Source organism: Nitratidesulfovibrio oxamicus (assembly GCF_015731765.1).
GTDB lineage: Bacteria > Desulfobacterota > Desulfovibrionia > Desulfovibrionales > Desulfovibrionaceae > Cupidesulfovibrio > Cupidesulfovibrio oxamicus.
Map to the genome: position 1 here is coordinate 1 of NZ_VRYY01000692.1, position 787 is coordinate 787.

Annotated in this window: 1 protein-coding gene; it reads right to left on the reverse strand. The window is 71.3% G+C overall.

Features of this window, described 5'->3' with window-relative positions; translation table 11 throughout:
• Positions 1–153: 153 nt before the first annotated feature.
• Positions 154–787 (reverse strand): baseplate J/gp47 family protein (locus tag FVW20_RS17310; RefSeq protein ID WP_196610560.1); only part of this gene is annotated, 634 nt, incomplete at its 5' end.

Here is a 787-nt window from a genome sequence, read left to right on the forward strand (position 1 = left end):
CGTTGGCGTCCAGCCGGGCAGGCTCCTGCGCCATGGCATCCAGCAGGCTGTCCAGCACGCTGCCCGGCTCGCGCGTCCAGGCCGCGCCCTGGGGCAGCAGCTGCGCGGCCTGCGCCGCGTAATCGTCCGGGCCGTACGGTTCCATGTGCGCCCCTATTCGTAGGTGATGGTGCCAAGCACCGGCATTTCGTGCGCGGCGGGCACCACGTCTGCCGCCGGGGCAAGCACCACGTGGTCCTGCTCCCCGGGTGCCAGCGATATTGCCTCGGTGATGTGCGAAAGGTAGATGGTGGCGCCCGGCTCGCTCTCGCGCGCGAACAGGTCGCGCAGCTCCGCCGTGGCAGCGGCACGCACGGCCTCCGTGTTGGGCGTCACGCGCAGGTCCACGTTGACCACCAGCGGGGTGGGCGCAAAGGCGAACACCTCTGCCGTCACCGGGCGCATGGTATCCAGATAGGCCTGCACGTCGGCCACCAGTTCCGCCTCCGGTATGGGGCCGTCCACCGCGTCGTCGTTGACCACGGCCACGCCCACGGTGCCGCCGCCCATGTGCAGCGGGTAGACAAAGGCCCGCGTTACGCCGGGCACCTCGAGTGCCCATGTCACGTAGTCCGCAGCCTTGCCGCCCTGCGGCGGCTCCTGGATGCGCCGCAGCACGCGCGCGCGCAGGCTGTCGTCGTCCTCCGCGTCCAGCCCGCCGATGATGCCGCCAGCCGCCACCGTGCCGGTGGCCTGCACGCCGGATACCGGCGAGGTAAGCGTAAGGCTGATGCCCGATGCCGCGTTG